Below are 16659 nucleotides of genomic sequence, written 5' to 3' on the forward strand. Positions count from 1 at the left end.
AGCATGTAAAGGAGTGGGCACCAGTGAAAGGGATAAAAGTTCTTCTCTGTATCGTGCTCGTTATTATCCTAGCTGGTTGTTGGGATCGCAAAGAACTGAACGATTTGGCGATTGCTGTTGGGATCGGTATTGATAAAGTGCAAGGAGGCTATCAAGTTTCCGTTCAAGTTGTAGACCCGGCAGAGGTCGCGGCCAACAAAGGGAAGCCTGGACGTGCGCCCGTTACGCTCTTTACCATGAACGCTCCGACCATCTTTGAGGCTGTGCGTAAAATGACCACGGTATCTCCCCGTAAAATATACATGGCGCACACCAGGATGCTCATATTTGGCGAGGAGGTGGCCAGGGAAGGGATCTCTCCAATCACTGATTTTGTCTCACGCGACCATGAGTTTCGAACTGATTTTTATATCGCCGTAGCTAGAGGAACAACAGCCCGCAATATCTTGAAAGTGATCACACCGCTTGAACAAATTCCTTCCACAGAAATGTTTGCTTCTTTGGAGACTTCTTCCAAAGTATGGGCGCCTACCGCAGCAGTTACGATGGATCAATTGATTACCGACTTTACCAGCAAGGGAAAGCAAGCAGTATTGACAGGTATCCGCACGGCTGGGCCAGGTAGTGAGGGAGACGAACGAAAAAATGTTGAAGAAATAGATACACCTGTCCTGCTTCAATACACGACATTGGCTACGTTCCGGGGGGATAAGCTGATCACTTGGCTGAGTGAAGCGGACAGCAAAGCGTATAGTTACATTACGGGTAAAGTAAAAAGCACGGTTGGAAGCATGCCTTGCAAGGGGGGAGGCCTCTTGACGATGGAAGTCATGCGCGCCGACGCTAAAATCGAGGCTACCATGAAAAATGGCAGGCCTGAAATCATCGTTCACATCGGTTTGGAAAATGATATTGGGGAAGTGCAATGCAAACTCGATCTGACTGACATGGATACGATCAAAGACCTGGAAAAAGAGTCGGAAAAATCAATGGTAGCATTAGCGACAAAAGCAATTGCCAATGCCAAGAAAAATGGCATAGATATCTATGGATTCGGCGAAGCGATCCATCGAAAATACCCGAAAGTATGGAAGAAGATAGGGGGCAATTGGGAAAAGGAATTTACCAAGCTGCCTGTACATGTCATAGCTGATGTGAAAATCAGACGTTTAGGAACCATCAATAATGCCTTTGACGAAAAGTGATTGTGCAACAGGATCAGGGGGAGTTTGTATGTCGACATTTGCTGTCATCGTTGTATCCATAATCGTTTGTGCATACGAGCTACCCCGATTGATTCGGAAGCGGCAGCGCAAAGAGATCGCTGTCTTTCTCGGGTTGCTTGTCATCAGTGTGGGCTTGTACGCAGGAGCCGAAAAAGGGGTTGTCCCCAATCCTGTTTATTGGATGGAAATGGTTTACAAGCCGGTATACGACGGAGTCATGACATGGCTGAAGTAAACGAGGGGCATACTGAGTACACCCCCAGTAAAGGAGAGTAAATAGACGTGGACGGTCTTTTGATGAAGCTGCTCGTTAGTCCGGTGTTAGTCGTTTTGGCAGATGCTCTCTTTCCAGAAGTGAATTTCGCAAATCTATATCAGTCTGTCGGAGTCGGATTTGTCTTGGCAGTCGCCGGATATTTTTTGGATAGGGCGATTCTTACATCAGGGAGTCTTTGGCTGACGACCATGTTTGATTTGATTATCGGCTTTTTGATCGTTTATGGAAGCATTGTGTTTTTGCCGACGGCTCAAATCGCCGCAATCGGGGCCGGTTTTGTTGCGATATTTTTTGGTGTAGCTGAATATATCCAACATGTTTGGCTGATACGCACAGGACGAACGGAAAGTGTATAGTGTTCAACGTGCAAACACACTCCTTACGGGGGTGTGTTCTTTTATGCATAAACAAAACATCACGACCGCTTTGTCACGATTCGCTCAATCCATGACCACGGAAGCCAATTTTTTGCGGCCATCGTGAGCGCCACGCCTCGACCAACCGGGTAGCGGAATCGTGGCTTGGGAGTGGTGGCCGCATGGACAATCGTCGAGATGACTGCGTCGGGAGCAGGTGCCTTTTCTATGATCGCTTCTACGTGACGCATCAGTTGTTTCATTTGGGAGGCGTATGGAGAGGCTTCATCAAGCTGTTGGTCTTGCATGCCTTTCTCCCAGATTGCTGTACGAAAGGAGCCGGGCTCAACAAGGACGACTTGAACCTGAAAGGGTAGCATTTCAAGGCGAAGTGATTCACTGAAGCCTTCGACTGCATGCTTGGATGCGGCATACGGCGAGAGACCGGGGAATCCAAATCGCCCACTGATGCTGCTTAGGTTAATAATTCGTCCAGATTGTTGCTGCCGCATATAAGGCAAGACTGCCCGAGTGACGTCGATCAGTCCGAACACATTTACATCAAACTGCTTGCGCCATTCCTCAGAAGAGACTTCCTCCGCAAAGCCGCCCAACGCGTAGCCGGCATTGTTCACCAACAGATCAATGCGCCCATGCTTTGCAATGATGGAGGAGATCGCATCCTGAATTTGTTCCGGAAGCGTAACATCAAGGGAAAGGACTTCCAGATGCTCAGGATCTATATGCAAGCTTGTCAATTTGTCAAGAGGGTCTCTTTTTGCTAGATCACGCATAGCAGCAATTACCTGAAAACCAGCCTTGACTAAAGCGACTGATGCGTGCTTGCCAAAGCCACTTGAGGTACCAGTGACTAGTGCAATTGGTCTTTTTTGCATGGAATTCTCCTTTGAATTGGATGTTATGGTAGGATTTAACTACAAAGTTCACAAATTTGTTCATAAATTTGTTAACAAAATCATAACAAATAGCCTTTGTATTAAGGAAAATTTATGTATACTTAAATGGTTACCACGCTTGGGTAGAAGTGTGCAATACTGCCCCTTACTTTCCTGTTTGTTTTTGGAATTGCTGCTAATACTTTTCCTGTTTGGGCATTATAGTTGTGGAAAGTATTGAATGCGATTTCTTCATTCAGATAGAAAAGTACGAAAACTTCTAGTTGTAGGCGTGGCTAGAACGTTACCAACACGAAGAAAGAGGGGTTCATTGGTATGAAGGGTTGGCAACAGTATTGGCGTCAGTTTTCCCTGTTTGCTCTGCTGGCGCTAGTGTTAACCGGGTGTGGCAAAGATGAGCTCTCAGCGCTCAAGCCCTCTGGTCCGGTAGCTGCGATGCAGTTTGACCTGATGAAGCTGTCCTCCGCTATCATGATCGGCGTCTTCATTGTCGTTATGACGATCTTTACGTACGTCCTTATCCGTTATCGTAAGCGTCCCGGACAGCAAGGCATTCCTAAGCAGGTCGAAGGAAATCATGCACTTGAAATTCTTTGGACGGTAATTCCTTTCTTGCTTCTTATCATCATGGCGATTCCAACTGTTACTACCGGTTTCGCACTGCACAAGGAGTTTCCGAAAGAGGAAGCAGTTCAAGTAAAGGTTACCGCTCACCAATTCTGGTGGGAATTCGAGTATCCTGATCTTGGCGTATCGACTGCACAAGACTTGGTATTGCCAGTTGGCAAAAAGGTTCAATTCGTATTATCAGCGTCTGATGTTAAGCACGCATTCTGGATTCCTGCATTGGGCGGTAAAATCGATACGAACCCAGGGCAAGAAAACAAATTGTGGCTGCAAGCAGACAAAACAGGCATTTACTACGGTAAATGTGCGGAGCTCTGTGGAGCGTCCCATGCCTTGATGGACTTCAAGGTAGAAGTAAAGGAACAAGCAGATTTTGACACTTGGGTAGCTAACATGAAGGGCGTTCAGGCAAAAGAACCTGTAACGGCAACTTCTCCACTGGCTGCAGAAGGTCAACAAATCTTCGATAAGAGCTGTTTGGGATGTCACGCTGTGGCAGGTAAAGGCGGAAAGATGGGGCCAAACCTGACTAACTTTGCAGATCGCGAACGTGTAGCAGGTATCAAAGCACATACGCCTGAAAACATTGCAGAGTGGCTGAAAGATCCGCAAAAAATGAAACCGGGCAACAAAATGCCTAACCTCAACCTCGATGACAACCAAGTGAAAGCGCTTGTAGAGTACATGGAGACATTGAGCGTAAGCGAAAAAAAGTAAAGTAAAACCTCATAAAACTTATTGCATTGACAATCGTCATAGGCAGTGACGCTTAAAAAGGAGGTAAACCCGTGTCTGCACATGCTTCTCATGCACCAAATCGCTCGGGGCTGTGGGATTATCTTACGACAGTGGACCATAAGAAAATTGCGATCCTGTATCTGATTGCTGGTGGAATTTTCTTCTTGGCCGGTGGTTTGGAAGCCCTGCTGATTCGTTTGCAGTTGATGTACCCAGAGATTCAATTGGTTGGTGCCAAGACGTTTAACGAATTAATTACGATGCACGGCACCACGATGATTTTCTTGGCAGTTATGCCGATCATTTTTGCTTTGATGAATGCGATTGTTCCCCTTCAAATCGGTGCACGCGACGTAGCATTCCCGTTTGTTAACGCACTCGGATTCTGGCTATTCTTCTTCGGGGGAGTGCTATTGAACACAAGCTGGTTCTTGGGTGGCGCACCTGATGCTGGTTGGACATCGTATACAACTTTGGCTTTGAATCAATACAGTGGAATCGGCGTAGACTTCTACGTACTCGGTTTGCAAATTGCCGGTCTTGGAACGCTGATTGGTGGTATTAACTTCTTGGTTACCATCATCAACATGCGTGCTCCAGGTATGACATTCATGCGTATGCCAATGTTCACCTGGTCGTCCTTTATTACATCCGGTTTGATCCTCTTCGCATTCCCTGCGATTACGGTTGGTTTGGTTCTGTTGATGTTTGACCGTTTGTTCGGCGGAAACTTTTTCAACCCTGACGCAGGTGGTAACGTTGTTATCTGGGAGCACTTGTTCTGGATCTTCGGTCACCCCGAAGTATACATTTTGATTCTCCCAGCATTCGGTATCATTTCTGAAGTGGTTTCTACATTCTCAAGAAAGCGTCTGTTTGGTTACAGCTCCATGGTATTTGCAACTGCGCTGATCGGTTTCTTGGGCTTCATGGTGTGGGCTCACCACATGTTCACAACAGGTTTGGGCGCAATTGCCAACACGCTGTTTGGACTTGCAACCATGTTGATTGCTGTTCCTACAGGTATCAAAATCTTTAACTGGCTGTTGACCATGTGGGGCGGTCAAATCCGCTTCCCTACCGCAAACCTGTTTGCAGTAGGATTTATCCCAACGTTTACAATCGGTGGTATGACAGGGGTTATGCTTGCGGTTCCGCCAGCTGACTACCAATACCATGACAGTTATTTCGTAGTTGCTCACTTCCACTACGTTATCGTAGGGGGTCTCGTATTCGGTCTCTTCGCTGGTCTTTACTACTGGTGGCCGAAAATGTTCGGTAAAATGCTGAACGAAACAATCGGTAAATGGAACTTCTGGACGTTCTTCATTGGTTTCCACCTTACCTTCTTCCCGCAACACTTCCTGGGTCTGATGGGGATGCCGCGTCGCGTCTTTACATACCTCAAGGATCAGAACCTGGATATGGGGAACTTTATCAGTACGATTGGTGCATTTGGTATGACGATCGGTACCATCCTATTCTTGATCAACGTAGTCGTTGCAGCGAAAAGCTCCAAACGCGCTCCTGCAGATCCATGGGATGGACGTTCACTCGAATGGGCGATTCCTTCGCCGCCACCAGAATACAACTTTGTTCAAACCCCTCTCGTTCGTGGTTTGGATGCGTTGTGGGTTGAGAAGATGGCTGGTAACAAAGGTATGACACCTGCAGAACCAATCGGTGACATTCACATGCCATCACCATCGTTCCTGCCATTCTTGATGTCTCTCGGTCTGTTCATTGCAGGTTATGGCTTTATCTACCACAACTACGTGGTCGTAGTTATTGGATTGCTCTTTACACTGGGCTGCATGTTTACCCGTTCTGTGAAAGACGATCCAGGTTATCACATTCATGAGGACGAACTCGACGAGAAAGGGGTAAAGGCTTAATGGCTAACCATCATGCACATGCAGTATTGCCTGACGAACCGGAAAAAGCCACCCTTGAAGGCAAGAATAAGGTTCTTGGCTTCTGGCTCTTCCTCGGTGGAGAGACAGTTCTCTTCGGTTCCTTGTTTGCAACATTTATCGCTCTTCGTGATCAGGCAAATGGTGGACCGACGTCCCAATCGTTGTTTGACATGAATCTCGTTGCCGTGGCAACACTTCTCTTGCTTACCAGCTCGATGACAAGTGTTATGGCTACGCTGGCTCTGCACAAGAAAGACCTGAAGAAGATTCAGCTTTGGCTGACCATCACTGTATTGCTCGGTCTCGGCTTCCTTGCTTTGGAGATTTACGAGTTTGTACACTATGTGAATGAAGGACTGAAAATGTCAACAAGTGCATTCTCATCTGCCTTCTACACCTTGGTTGGATTCCACGGAGCTCACGTAGCGTTCGGGATTAGCTGGATCATCCTTTTGCAAGTATCTGCGACGAAAAAGGGCCTGACGGTAGTAACTGCACCGAAGTTCTATCTGGCATGTCTGTACTGGCACTTTATCGACGTTGTATGGGTATTCATCTTTACCGTGGTATATCTCATGGGTATGATCGGTGGAAAGGTGGGATAATCTATGGGAGCACAAGCTCATAATGAAGAGGTACGCAAGCCGAAAGTCAAACACGAGGGTCCGAAAAGACACCTAGTTGCTTTCATCGGATCTCTCGTATTGACTGCACTGGCATTCATTGCAGTGGCGTATGAAGCAATTCCATCAGGTTTTACCGTACCATTCATCGTTGCTTTGGCCTTCGTTCAAGCGTTCTTCCAGCTGTATGTCTGGATGCACATGGATCAAAAAGGTCATGAGTTTGCACGTATCAGTATTTTTGCAGGGTTATTCGTAATCCTGTTGGCAATTTTCGTCTTTATTTTCTGGGTTTGGATCTAGGAAGTGGAGCGAATAGAAGAGGACAGACATTGGGTCTGTCCTCTTTTTTGCGTTTAAAGGAGCTGTGGTGGAGGGGAAGAAGCGAATTTCCAGTCTACGCTTCGGCCTACGCCCTGCAAGGGGTGGAACTGTCCGCTCCGGAGGCGCTTGACTGGAAATTCGCTTCTTCCCACGTGGCTTTTATTAAGCATGGAAAAAGTTGATTCAAGGAAGTCTCACTGAAATACCCCCAACAAGTACTTTGAGAAATCAAATGCAGCCACAGCTGTTCGAAAGTCCTGTCACATGTTTGGAAGGAGACCGCCCGAACGAAGAGAGGATACAGGCGACTGGAAAACATGTGGCAGGGCTTCCCCCGACCACAAAAGATGGAATTGATGGAATTCACCCCATCGAAGCATATTCTGTCAGCCTTTTCCCAGTCATAAACATGAAGAGAAGGAGGGAAAACAATTCGGCAGAGTTTTCTTGCTTTTTGAAAAATACTTGCACCTGTCACAAAGGCTTTATATAATAAAAATATTAACATGCGTTAAAATAACGTTATATGAATTAGTCGTCACACATTACAACTATAATCTGAGGAAAGCAGGGATCATGATGGTGAAATTGGTAGCGATTTATCGCAAGCCCGAAGATATCGATGCTTTTGACAAGCACTATTTCGAGGTACATGGCCCATTGGCAGAGAAAATGCCTGGCTTAATCAAAATGGAAGTGAGCAAAATCTACGGAACACCAATGGGAGAATCCGACCTGCATCTGATGGCAGAAATGTACTTTGAATCAAAAGAAGCGTTGATGGAAGCGTTGTCATCGCCTGAAGGTCGTGCAGCAGGAAAAGACCTCCGTGGTTTCGCTGGACCAATTGTGTCCATGCATTTTGCAGAAGTAGTTTAATCATGACCACAAAAAGATTGATAGACGAACAAGCGATCCATCAGAAGCATTACACAGAGATTTGTGAGAAGCTAAAGCAAGATCCATTTGCGCAATTTTTGGGTATCAAGCTGATTGAGCTGGGAGAAGGAACGGCGACTGCGGAAGTCACAGTTGCCGAGCATATGCTGAATGCACATGGCACCGCTCATGGCGCAATCATCTTCTCCCTGGCAGACTTTGTTTTTGCAGCGGCCTGTAATTCCTATGGCAAAACGTCTGTAGCACTGTCGATGAACATCGGATTTTTGGCTGCTGCCATGAAAGGGAATCGCTTGGTGGCAACCGCGACCGAAGAGAAGAAAAACAATCGAACAGCTTGGTACCGTATTCGCGTAGAAACGGAGCATGGCTTGGTAGCGACACTGGATGCACTGGCTTACCGGAAAAGTGATTACTTCGTCGAAATCGACGAAAACGAATAACTGACAGCGAAAATAAAACGGAGAAAGGATGCCAAAAGCCACGTGCTTAGGCTCCTTTCACTGTTTCAAGACGATACGTGAAAGGGGGCAAAGATGTCAGTGGAGATCCGTAATCGATTCAATCACTACCTGGGCATAGAAGTTGTGCACCGAGATGAACAGGGCTGTAAGGTAGCACTGAAAATTCGCCCCGAGCTGTTCAATAGCATCGAAGGTGTCGTACACGGAGGCGTTACGGCGACATTAGCCGATGTGGCAATGGGGCATGGGGCAGCACCTCATGTGGATGGTGTACAGCAATGTGTGACGGTGGAGAGCAAGATTCAATACCTGCACCCAGCTCGCGGTGAGGTACTCGAGGCACAATCTCATGTATTGAAACAAGGAAAAAGCTTGATCGTGATGGAAGCACGCGTGACTTGTGATGGCAAGCTTGTGGCTTTTGCTACCGGAACGTATGCACGGGTTAATCCGCCTGCACAAGGAGGACGTTGATGATGGAAGAGAGCGTTCGATTTGAACGTGAAGGACATATAGGACTGATTACGCTGAATCGCCCAGATGAGTTGAATGCGCTGAACTACGATACATTGGAGCGCCTGGGAAACTTGATTGAGCAGGTACGTCTGGATGCAAAAGAGATTCGCGTGGTCATCGTGAAGGCAGAAGGGCGAGCATTTAGCGCAGGGGCAGATTTGAAGGAGCGCCGTACACTGACGGAACAGCAGGTACGCCGCAATGTACGCAAAATCCGCGATGTATTTACTGCGTTGGAGAGGCTTCCGCAGCCGACGATTGCCATGATTAACGGATTTGCTTTTGGCGGGGGTTTTGAGCTGGCGCTGGCCTGTGATTTCCGCTATGCCGTCGCAGATGCCAAAATGGGTCTGACAGAGGTGAGCTTGGGCATCATTCCAGGTGCGGGTGGTACGCAGCGGTTGTCTCGCTTAATCGGAGTCTCCAAGGCAAAGGAGTTGATCCTGACTGCCAGGCGCATCCAAGCGCAGGAAGCGTATCAAATCGGTTTTGTAAATGCTGTTGCAAAAGATACAGAGGAGCTGCGTGAGCTGGCAATGGGGCTGGCAGACGAGATTTTAGCAAATGCTCCGCTGGCTGTGTATCAGGCAAAATCAGCCATTGATCGCGGAAGCAGTGTCGATTTGCAGACAGGACTAGATATCGAAATCATGTGTTATGAAGTGATTATTCCCACGACAGATCGTCTGGAAGCATTGGAAGCCTTTCGCGAAAAGCGAAAACCAGTTTTTAAGGGCGAGTAACATTTTCAAACAAGTACTCCTACCGAGTCATAACGCAAGGGGATGAGGGAAGCGACATGATCTTTAATACAGAAATGGAAACGCTACCAAGAGAGAAAATGACGGAACTGCAACTGGCACGCTTGAAAGAAACGGTCAAACGCGTATATGAGCGCGTCTCTTTCCACACCAAGGCATTCAATGAAGCTGGTGTGAAACCAGAAGATATCCAATCGATCGAAGACATACAGAAGCTCCCATTTATGAAAAAGACAGATTTGCGAGAAAATTATCCATTCAATCTGTTTGCAGTCGAAATGAAGGAAGTAGCACGCATTCACGGTTCATCCGGGACAAAAGGAAAACCGACTGTTGTCGGCTACACCAAAAAAGACCTGGAGAATTGGGCGGAGATCGTGGCGCGCGCCATTTGCTGTGCGGGTGGTGAGCCGGGAGACATTTTCCATAACGCGTATGGCTACGGCCTTTTTACAGGCGGATTGGGTCTACACAACGGCATCGAGCACATGGGCGCAGTTGCAGTGCCAGTATCCGGTGGAAATACCTCCCGTCAAATTACGTTGATCGAGGACTTCAAGCCACGTGGCATTGCAGCAACGCCATCCTATGTCCTCAACATCGTGGAAGAGATGAAAAAGCAAGGAATCGATCCGCGTGAGACGAGTGTCAAATACGGGATTTTTGGTGCAGAGCCGTGGTCGGAAGAAATGCGCGTACAACTGGAGCATGAGCTCGACATTAAAGCGGTGGACATTTACGGGCTGAGCGAAGTGATGGGGCCAGGTGTTTCCATTGAATGTCATGAAGGGCAGGATGGCCTGCATATCGCAGAAGACCATTTCTACGCAGAAATTATCGATCCGAGCACTGGAGAAGTGCTCCCATATGGACAAGAAGGCGAGCTCGTATTCACGTCACTCACGAAAGAAGCATTCCCGGTTGTGCGCTACCGTACGGGTGATATCGCTTCCCTCAATACTGAGCCCTGTAAGTGCGGACGGACAACCATGCGTATGTCGCGCATCAAAGGGCGTGTAGATGACATGCTCATTATTCGCGGGGTCAATGTGTTCCCGACAGAGATCGAGTCCGTTTTGCTTACGTTCCACCAATTGGCTCCACACTACCAGGTCGTCATTGAACGCGACGGTGCCCTCGACCGTTTTGAGGTGCACTGTGAGCTGACACCAGCATATGCAAATGAGATCAGTGGAAATGACAGCTCTGCTCTCTCGCCATTGGTGAAAGAAATTTGCCATCAGATCAAAAATACGTTGGGTGTGTCCGTGGTGCTGCGGGTGCAACCGCCGAATTCTTTGACGCGCAGCGAAGGAAAAGCGATTCGTGTCGTGGATAACCGGAACAAATCACAGGCAGCTATTTAAACCAGCTCCTGTAAAAAAAGGGTGTGACAGTTCATGGCCTATGAATATATTAGCGTAGCCAGTGAAGATGGTGTCGGTATCATTACGTTGAATCGACCGAAGATTCTAAACGCACTGAATTTGCAGCTCGTCGACGAATTGGTTGAACAGCTGGAGCAAATGGACCGCGACCCGGATATTCGGGTGATCATCCTGACTGGCAACGCGAGGGCGTTCGCAGCGGGTGCCGACATTAATGAAATGGCGGAAGCATCAGCCATCGACATCATGAAGCGCAATCAGTTCGCGGTTTGGGATCGCATCTCGCTTATCTCCAAGCCGATTATTGGTGCCGTCAGCGGCTTTGTGCTCGGTGGTGGCTGTGAATTAATGATGAACTGCGATATCGTGATCGCTTCGGAGACAGCCGTCATTGGTCAACCGGAAATCAAGCTTGGAGTCATGCCTGGGGCTGGTGGTACACAGCGTCTGACGCGTGCGGTAGGTGAGCGAAAAGCATTGGAGATGCTGCTCACAGGTGAACCGATTTCGGCCAAAGAAGCGTTGAAATACGGATTGGTCAATCGGGTAGTACCAGTGGAGGCGTACTACCAGGAAGCGCTCAAGCTGGCGAAGCAAATCGCCCAGCAGCCGCCGCTCGCAGTACAGGTAATCAAAAAAGCCGTGTACAAAGCTGGTGATCTCCCTCTTCAAGAGGGGATGGATTACGAGCGAAACAGCTTTTATCTTCTTTTGGCAAGCGAAGATCGAAAAGAAGGCATGCAAGCTTTTCTGGAGAAGCGCAAACCCCGTTTTACGGGAAATTAGGAGGCGGCCATGTACGAAACGATTCTTTATGAAGTGTCAGAAGGCGTAGCAGTAGTGACCTTGAACCGTCCGGACAAATTCAATGCGTTTACAGCCGTCATGAACAAGGAAATCACCGATGCATTGAAGCAAGCGCAGAAGGATGCGGATGTGCGCTGCATCGTTCTTACCGGGGCAGGGCGGGCGTTCAATGCCGGTCAGGATCTCAGTGACGTTTCTGGAGGGGGAGATGTGGATTACGGTGGTTTCTTGCGGGATCGCTATAATCCAATGATCCTTCAGTTTCAAAAAACAGAGAAGCCGATCATTGCAGCAGTAAACGGTGTAGCAGCAGGTGCAGGCATGAGTGTTGCGCTAGCGTGCGATATTCGCCTGGCATCGGAAAAGGCATCCTTCGTCAATGCTTTTGTCAACATCGGGCTCGTTCCTGATTCAGGAGGCTGCTATTTCTTGCCACGCATCGTCGGGATCGGCAAGGCGTTGGAGCTGGCGATGACAGGGGAAAAAGTATCTGCTGAGGAAGCAATGCGAATTGGATTGGTCAATCAAGTGTACCCTGCGGAGAGCTTCATAGAGAATGCGTTGGCGTATGCGCGCAAGCTGGCGTCACTGCCGACGAAGGGGATTGGTTTAATCAAGCGCACGATGTACAAAGGGCTTGAGATGGGGTTGGAAGAGACCTTGGAATATGAAGCTTTTGCACAAGAGGCGGCTGGCAGCACAGCGGATCATAAGGAAGGGGTCACCGCTTTCATGGAAAAGCGTGCGCCTCGTTTTACAGGCCGTTAGAGGCGAAGGGAGGCAAGCCCAGGTGAGTATAAAAACAGTAGGCGTCATCGGGGCGGGAACGATGGGAGCGGGGATCGCTCTCGTTTGTGCTCGCAAAGGACATCAGGTCATGCTGCTGGATGCAAATCAGGCGGTGCTGGACAAAGCGCTTGTCTATTTGGAATCGATCCTGACAAAAGACGTGGAGAAAAGCAAAATCAGTGAACAAGAAATGGCAGAGACGCTAGAGCTGGTCCATCTCGTATCGGAAATAGAGGAATTGGCAGACTGCGATATCGTCATCGAAGCGGTGCCAGAGCGTCTTGATTTGAAAAAAAGCATTTTCAGCCAGCTTTCTGTGATTTGCAGAGAGGATGCCCTTTTACTAACGAATACTTCCTCCATCTCGATTACGGAGATTGCAGGAGGGCTTTCGCATCCCGAGCGCATTCTCGGATTTCATTTTTTCAATCCGGCACCTGTCATGCCCTTGGTTGAGGTTATTCGCGGGAAAAAATCGAGTGAGGAAAATGTGGAGGTGGCGTATCGATTTGCCCAAGAGTTGGGCAAGGTGCCTGTCCTGGTGACGGACACCCCAGGCTTTATCGTCAATCGAATCGCGCGGCCTTACTATAATGAAGCATTGCGTATCATGGGCGATCATGTGGCAGGTGTGGAACAGATTGACCGCATTATGAAGCTGGCTGGCGGATTCAAAATGGGACCGTTTGAGTTGCAAGACATGATCGGCATCGACATCAATTTTGCCACCACCAAATCGATCTATACCGACTTCTTCCATGAAGGACGATTTAAGCCTAGCCGGATTCAGCAACAAATGGTTCAATCCGGCAGCTTGGGCAGAAAGACGGGGGAAGGCTTCTATGATTACAACGAATAAGGCTGTATTGCTCGTGGGCACAAGCCCGCTGTACGCAGAGTTGAATCATTTGATGGTGGAAAGAGGTTACCAGGTGCTTACGCTTGCAGAAGCGATGGCTGAACCTGATCTGATTGAATTGGCTGTGGAAGTAAATAGCGTCGATTTGCAGGCGAAAAAGAGGCAGGTACGCGAGCTGGATGACCTATTGCCACCAAACGTACCGATTATCACAACTTCGCTCGCGATTACAGCGACAGAGGTAGCGTCATGGACACAGCATCCTGAACGCGTTTGCGGATTTGGAACGCTCGTGCCCTTGGTTGAACGGGAGCTGATCGAGATTGCCCCTGCCCTGCAAACGGAGCTGGATACGATTCAAGCAACGGAAGGCTTCTTTCAATCACTCGGGAAAGCAACGGAGACCGTAAATGACGAGGTAGGTCTCGTGTTCCCACGCATTTTAACACTCATTATCAACGAGGCTACCTTTACGCTGATGGAAAAAGCAGCAACCGCTACCGATATCGATATCGCGATGAAAAAAGGAACCAACTACCCATACGGCCCTCTCGAATGGGCAGATCGTATCGGGTTGGATGAGATTTTTGCGATATCGAGAGGCTTGCAGCGCGACCTGGCCGAGGAGCGTTACCGCACAGCGCCGCTATTACGCAAGCTGGTTCTGGCAGGGCGTGTCGGCGTACGCAGTGGGCAAGGCTTTTACACGTACGAAGAAAAAGTGGGTGTAGAGGCATGAGCTTGACTACCAAGAAGGTGTACGTAGCAGCAGCAGTACGTACACCAATCGGCAAGCTGGGCGGAAGTCTGAAGAACACCCCCATCGACGACCTGACAGCCATTGTCTTGAATGGAGCGCTTGCGAAGGCAGGACAATCCGGTGAGATTGTTGATGGGGTCATCATGGGTAACGTCATATCGGCAGGACCGTTTATTAACATTGCGCGCGTTGGTTTGTTGAAAGCAGGGCTTCCTGACACGATACCTGGACTGACTGTGAATCGGGTATGTGCATCCGGGCTAGAGGCAGTCAATTTGGCTGCGCAGTCCATCCAGGCAGGACATAGTCAGGTCATGCTGGCAGGCGGTGTAGAGAATTTGACTCGTTCACCGTACATCATGGAAAAATTCGAGCAGCCGTATCAACGTGGGGGACAGATGCTGATCGAGTCCTTTGGCGGACCTCGTTCTGCTCCTGTCTCGCTTTATGGCGATCTGACCATGGGAGATACAGCGGAAAACGTGGCGGAGCAATTTGGCATCAGTCGCGAGGATCAGGATCGTTTTGCAGCAGAGAGCCAGTCTCGGGCTATCAACGCTATAGAGGCAGGTCTGTTTCGCGATGAGATCATTCCCATCACGTTAACTGGGAAAAAAGGGGAAGAAGCGCTGTTTGATACGGATGAATTCCCAAGAAGGGATTCTAGTGTGGAGTCATTGTCCAAATTGCGACCTGCCTTCCGAAAAGATGGTAGCGTCACAGCAGGCAACTCCTCCGGTATCAACGATGGCGCAGCGGCCTTGCTGCTGATGAATGAAGAAATGCTGTTAAAGACAGGCATCGCTCCTTTGGGGCGCATTGTTCATTTTGTCAGTGCTGGTGTAGATCCGCGCATTATGGGCATTGGTCCGGTCGCTGCGATCCGCAAGCTGTTAGCAGAAACGAACATGACCGTAGATCAAATTGATCTATTTGAGTTAAATGAAGCTTTTGCTTCCCAGTCACTCGCCTGCATGCGCGAACTGGGACTGGACCCTTTGAAAACGAATGTAAACGGTGGAGCAATCGCGTTGGGTCATCCACTCGGAATGAGCGGTGCCCGACTGGCAGGTACGATACTTTTCGAGCTGAGACGTCGCCAAAAGAAATACGGAATCGTTTCTTTGTGTATAGGCGGCGGTCAAGGATTGGCCACGTTAGTAGAAGTGCTATAGAAACAAAGCCCTTGTGCATGGGAGGAGTGGAAGAATGAGTACACCTGTCATCATAGATGCTGTGCGCACGCCAATCGGCCGTATTGGTGGTGCGTTGAAGGATGTGCGCCCGGATGACCTGGGCGCATTGGTGATTCAAAAGCTACTGGAACGAAACTCGATCGATCCGAAGACGATTGATGATGTCATCATGGGTTGTGCCAATCAGGCTGGGGAAGATAACCGCAATGTCGCGCGTATGTCACTTCTGTTGGCGGGGCTACCTGTCGAAGTGCCGGGAGTGACAGTGAACCGTCTGTGCGGCTCAGGTCTGGAGGCTGTGAACCAAAGCGCGAATGCAATCAAAGCCGGAGCAGGTCATGTCTATATCGCGGGCGGGACAGAGAGCATGACACGCTCTCCGCTGGTGATGATGAAGCCAGGCACAGCTTTCCAGCGCGGCAATCAGCAGTTGGTCGATACGACATTGGGCTGGCGATTGGTTAACGAAAAAATGAAAGAGATGTATCCGCCGATCAGCTTGGGGGAAACAGCGGAGAAGGTAGCGGAGCAATATGGCATTAGCCGTGAAGCGCAGGATGAGTTTGCTTTGCGCAGTCAGCAAAATTACGCACGTGCCTTAGCAGAAGGAAAGTGGGATGCGGAGATCGTTCCCGTTGAGCTGAAAGGGCGCAAAGGCGAGGTTACGCTGTTTGAGCACGATGAGCATGCACGTCCAGAGACGACCATCGAACAGCTCCAAAAGCTGAAACCAGCATTCCAAGCAGATGGCAGCGTCACAGCAGGAAACTCCAGCGGTCTAAACGATGGAGCCTGCGCTCTGCTTATCATGGAACAGGAAGCGGCTCTTGCAGCCGGCTTGAAGCCTCGTGCAAGAATCGTCGCATCCGCTGTGGCAGGGGTCGATCCTTCCGTAATGGGAATTGGGCCTGTACCTGCTACTCGCAAAGTACTGAAGCAGGCAGGCTTGTCGCTTACGCAGATTGATCTGTTCGAATTCAACGAGGCTTTTGCGGCGCAGGCAGTGGCGAGCGTACGTGAGCTGGGGGTCAACCCTGATCTGGTCAACGTAAATGGCGGAGCAATTGCTTTGGGCCATCCTCTCGGGTGTAGCGGAGCGCGCATCCTTACTACTCTTTTGAATGAAATGGAGCGTCGTGATGCTCATTACGGGCTGGCTGCGATGTGCATTGGAGTTGGACAGGGAATTGCGACGATTATCGAGCGTGTGTAGCT

Annotated in this window: 19 protein-coding genes; 18 read left to right on the plus strand and 1 reads right to left on the minus strand. The window is 49.1% G+C overall.

Going from position 1 to position 16659, the window contains the following annotated elements:
• Window positions 1-23 precede the first annotated feature (23 nt).
• Genes HPY28_RS25080 through HPY28_RS25090 form a run of 3 tightly spaced genes read left to right on the plus strand, consistent with a single transcriptional unit; the run spans window position 24 to window position 1859 of the window.
• Window positions 24-1205, plus strand: coding sequence for a Ger(x)C family spore germination protein (locus HPY28_RS25080; RefSeq protein ID WP_174231655.1), 1182 nt, complete (start codon window positions 24-26; stop codon window positions 1203-1205).
• Window positions 1206-1233: 28 nt separating this feature from the next.
• The gene (locus HPY28_RS25085) at window positions 1234-1461 is read left to right on the plus strand and encodes a hypothetical protein (RefSeq protein ID WP_017251587.1); all 228 of its coding nucleotides are present in this window, start codon (window positions 1234-1236) and stop codon (window positions 1459-1461) included.
• A gap of 47 nt (window positions 1462-1508) precedes the next feature.
• The gene (locus tag HPY28_RS25090; RefSeq protein ID WP_017251586.1) at window positions 1509-1859 is read left to right on the plus strand and encodes a DUF2512 family protein; all 351 of its coding nucleotides are present in this window, start codon (window positions 1509-1511) and stop codon (window positions 1857-1859) included.
• Window positions 1860-1918: 59 nt separating this feature from the next.
• On the opposite strand, the gene HPY28_RS25095 is transcribed toward HPY28_RS25090, so the two are convergent.
• The gene (locus HPY28_RS25095) at window positions 1919-2755 is read right to left on the minus strand and encodes an oxidoreductase (RefSeq protein WP_174231656.1); all 837 of its coding nucleotides are present in this window, start codon (window positions 2753-2755) and stop codon (window positions 1919-1921) included.
• Window positions 2756-3091: 336 nt separating this feature from the next.
• Between HPY28_RS25095 and coxB the strand changes: the two genes are divergently transcribed.
• The 15 genes from coxB (at window position 3092) to HPY28_RS25170 (ending at window position 16657) form a co-directional block, all read left to right on the plus strand.
• Entirely contained in the window at window positions 3092-4120 is a 1029-nt protein-coding gene (coxB, locus tag HPY28_RS25100; RefSeq protein WP_017251584.1) for a cytochrome c oxidase subunit II, read from the plus strand.
• A 71-nt stretch (window positions 4121-4191) separates the two neighbouring features.
• Window positions 4192-6036, plus strand: a complete 1845-nt coding sequence (gene ctaD, locus HPY28_RS25105; RefSeq protein WP_017251583.1) for a cytochrome c oxidase subunit I — start codon at window positions 4192-4194, stop codon at window positions 6034-6036.
• The gene (locus HPY28_RS25110; protein ID WP_017251582.1) at window positions 6036-6662 is read left to right on the plus strand and encodes a cytochrome c oxidase subunit 3; all 627 of its coding nucleotides are present in this window, start codon (window positions 6036-6038) and stop codon (window positions 6660-6662) included. The genes ctaD and HPY28_RS25110 overlap by 1 nt, the downstream gene beginning before the upstream one ends.
• A 3-nt stretch (window positions 6663-6665) precedes the next feature.
• Window positions 6666-6983: a cytochrome C oxidase subunit IV family protein gene (locus HPY28_RS25115; RefSeq protein WP_007723383.1), complete on the plus strand. Its 318-nt coding sequence runs from the start codon at window positions 6666-6668 to the stop codon at window positions 6981-6983.
• A 600-nt stretch (window positions 6984-7583) separates the two neighbouring features.
• Window positions 7584-7883 (plus strand): EthD family reductase, encoded by a 300-nt coding sequence (locus HPY28_RS25120; RefSeq protein WP_007723387.1) that lies wholly within the window; start codon window positions 7584-7586, stop codon window positions 7881-7883.
• Window positions 7884-7885: 2 nt separating this feature from the next.
• The gene (locus HPY28_RS25125) at window positions 7886-8347 is read left to right on the plus strand and encodes a PaaI family thioesterase (RefSeq protein WP_017251578.1); all 462 of its coding nucleotides are present in this window, start codon (window positions 7886-7888) and stop codon (window positions 8345-8347) included.
• A gap of 93 nt (window positions 8348-8440) precedes the next feature.
• Window positions 8441-8842 (plus strand): PaaI family thioesterase, encoded by a 402-nt coding sequence (locus tag HPY28_RS25130; protein ID WP_016741459.1) that lies wholly within the window; start codon window positions 8441-8443, stop codon window positions 8840-8842.
• Complete coding sequence (locus HPY28_RS25135) at window positions 8842-9627, plus strand: enoyl-CoA hydratase-related protein (RefSeq protein WP_174231657.1); 786 nt, start codon at window positions 8842-8844, stop codon at window positions 9625-9627. The genes HPY28_RS25130 and HPY28_RS25135 overlap by 1 nt, the downstream gene beginning before the upstream one ends.
• A gap of 56 nt (window positions 9628-9683) precedes the next feature.
• The gene (locus HPY28_RS25140) at window positions 9684-11012 is read left to right on the plus strand and encodes a phenylacetate--CoA ligase family protein (protein ID WP_173622844.1); all 1329 of its coding nucleotides are present in this window, start codon (window positions 9684-9686) and stop codon (window positions 11010-11012) included.
• Window positions 11013-11045: 33 nt separating this feature from the next.
• The gene (locus HPY28_RS25145; protein ID WP_173622845.1) at window positions 11046-11819 is read left to right on the plus strand and encodes an enoyl-CoA hydratase-related protein; all 774 of its coding nucleotides are present in this window, start codon (window positions 11046-11048) and stop codon (window positions 11817-11819) included.
• A 9-nt stretch (window positions 11820-11828) separates the two neighbouring features.
• On the plus strand, window positions 11829-12608 hold the full coding sequence (locus tag HPY28_RS25150; protein ID WP_174231658.1) for an enoyl-CoA hydratase-related protein: 780 nt from the start codon (window positions 11829-11831) through the stop codon (window positions 12606-12608).
• A 22-nt stretch (window positions 12609-12630) separates the two neighbouring features.
• Window positions 12631-13488 (plus strand): 3-hydroxyacyl-CoA dehydrogenase family protein, encoded by an 858-nt coding sequence (locus HPY28_RS25155; RefSeq protein ID WP_174231659.1) that lies wholly within the window; start codon window positions 12631-12633, stop codon window positions 13486-13488.
• Window positions 13472-14227 carry a 3-hydroxyacyl-CoA dehydrogenase family protein gene (locus tag HPY28_RS25160; protein WP_174231660.1) on the plus strand — a complete coding sequence of 252 codons (756 nt, stop codon included), beginning with the start codon at window positions 13472-13474 and terminating at the stop codon, window positions 14225-14227. The genes HPY28_RS25155 and HPY28_RS25160 overlap by 17 nt, the downstream gene beginning before the upstream one ends.
• A complete protein-coding gene (locus HPY28_RS25165) occupies window positions 14224-15423 on the plus strand; it encodes a thiolase family protein (protein ID WP_174231661.1) in 1200 nt (399 codons plus the stop codon). The genes HPY28_RS25160 and HPY28_RS25165 overlap by 4 nt, the downstream gene beginning before the upstream one ends.
• A 34-nt stretch (window positions 15424-15457) precedes the next feature.
• The gene (locus HPY28_RS25170) at window positions 15458-16657 is read left to right on the plus strand and encodes a thiolase family protein (protein ID WP_017251570.1); all 1200 of its coding nucleotides are present in this window, start codon (window positions 15458-15460) and stop codon (window positions 16655-16657) included.
• Window positions 16658-16659 lie beyond the last annotated feature (2 nt).

Source organism: Brevibacillus sp. HB1.2, assembly GCF_013332495.1.
Classification (GTDB): Bacteria; Bacillota; Bacilli; order Brevibacillales; family Brevibacillaceae; genus Brevibacillus; species Brevibacillus porteri.